Origin of the sequence: Desulfotomaculum copahuensis (assembly GCF_001655685.1) — a bacterium.
Classification (GTDB): Bacteria; Bacillota; Desulfotomaculia; order Desulfotomaculales; family Desulfovirgulaceae; genus Desulfotomaculum_G; species Desulfotomaculum_G copahuensis.
The window spans coordinates 1-1852 of the sequence record NZ_LYVF01000190.1 but is presented as its reverse complement, the minus strand read 5'-3'; the positions used below and the strand labels follow the sequence as shown (position 1 = coordinate 1852).

Below are 1852 nucleotides of genomic sequence, written 5' to 3'. Positions count from 1 at the left end.
CAAGGCCACGTCAAAGTTAAAAACGATCAACAATCCACCTAAATGTTAAAATATGTCTGGCCTTTTGATCTGGATTGATCTAAAATAGATTTTATGGACAGAAACGGAGCAAAACCAGACAATTCCAATATCGGAAAAGAGTGCAATCTTAGCAACCTGGTGGTGCGCCCTATAGTTCCCGGTGAAGAAAAAACCTGGAATAATTTAATGGCTACACACCACTATCTGGGATTTCACAGTCTGACTGGCAAGACGCTTAAATATGTGGCCCTGCTTGATGGTCAGTTGGTGGCGCTTATTGGCTGGGGATCGGCCGTTCTAAAATGTGCCCACCGCGAGAAATGGGTTGGTTGGACACCGGAGCAAAAAAGGCAACGGCTCAGATACATGGCCAACAACCAGCGTTTTTTGATCCTGCCAGACATAAACATTAAGAATCTGGCCTCCAGGATCCTGGCCCTCAATACAAAAAGGTTGCCGGCCGACTGGGAAGCTGCCTACGGTTATCCGCTTCTGGCGGTGGAAACCTTTGTTGACCACCATCGTTTTGCCGGTACCTGTTACCGGGCGGCCGGATGGATCCCTTTGGGCAGCACCAGCGGTTATGGCCGTAAAGCCGGTGTTTACTTTTACCATGGACAGACCAAAACAGTTTTCGTCAAACCACTTTTTAAAAATTCCCGGCAAGTTTTATCCGCTCCGTTTCTGCCACCGGAATTAACGGGAGGGGAACGGGCAATGGTTGATTTAAATAACGTTTCTATTCATGAAGAAGGTGGTTTGCTTGATTACCTGGCCCGGCTGAAGGATCCCCGGAAACGGCGCGGAATCCGGCATTCCCAGATATCCATTTTGGCTGTGGCCATCTGTGCCCTTTTATCCGGGGCGAAAAGCTTTATCGCCATAGGCGAATGGGCTTCCGACCTGACGCAAGACATGCTCAAACGACTGGGGTGCCGGTATAGCGAAAGACTGCGGGCATATATCCCACCCAGCGAACCAACCCTGCGCCGGACATTGCAATCAATAGACGCCGAAGAAGTAGATCTGCTCATTGGACAGTGGCTGGAACCTCAAGCACAGGACAAGGCTGTAGCCGTTGACGGTAAAGTGTTACGAGGCTCTAAAGGACCTGATGGAAAACGTGTTCATCTGGTCTCAGCTCTTTTGCACCGGGAGAAAATGGTCATTGCCCAGCAGCAGGTGGACAAGAAAAGCAATGAAATCCGTGCTTTTAAGCCACTATTAGAGCCGTTGGATTTGCAAGGCAAGGTGGTTACTGCCGACGCCATGCAGACCCAGGTGGAAAATGCCCGCTTTATTGTCGAAGAAAAAAAGGCTGATTACATTTTCCCTATTAAACAAAACCAGGGGAATCTTTTTGAAACCGTCCGTAAAATCAAGGATGAGGATTTTTCCCCCTCCCCACACGACAATAGAGAAGGGACATGGGCGGATTGAAACGCGCACCGGCAGGACCATACCTGTGCTGGAAGGGCAAACAGGGTTTCCTTATGCTGACCAGTTTATCAAGATAGAACGCTCATTCACGGATCTGCACGGGGAAAACACCAAAAAGGAAACCGCTTATTTTGTTACCAGCATGTCTGCCGAAAAAGCAGATCCCAAAATATTACTGGAGCTGATCCGTGGCCACTGGGCGATTGAAACTTCATTACACTGGGTTCGGGATGTAACTTTTGACGAGGACCGCTCCCAGATCCGGACGGGGTCCGCCCCACGTGTTTTTGCTTCTATACGCAACCTGGCCATCAGTCTCCTGCGTTTACATGGGTTTAAAAACATTGCCGCGGGATTACGCAAACTCAGTTGGAATGCCGAACTGGCTCTG

2 protein-coding genes and 1 pseudogene are annotated in these 1852 nt (G+C 49.3%); all 3 read left to right on the top strand.

What is annotated here, in order from left to right; all coding sequences use genetic code 11:
* Positions 1 to 93: 93 nt before the first annotated feature.
* A pseudogene (locus A6M21_RS19505) lies at positions 94 to 552 on the top strand (Druantia anti-phage system protein DruA); the annotation flags it as partial.
* Positions 553 to 738: 186 nt separating this feature from the next.
* Entirely contained in the window at positions 739 to 1461 is a 723-nt protein-coding gene (locus tag A6M21_RS19330; RefSeq protein ID WP_282434549.1) for an ISAs1 family transposase, read from the top strand.
* Positions 1406 to 1852: ISAs1 family transposase (locus A6M21_RS19325; RefSeq protein WP_282434550.1), on the top strand; the 447-nt coding region annotated here is incomplete at its 3' end. The genes A6M21_RS19330 and A6M21_RS19325, both read left to right, overlap by 56 nt.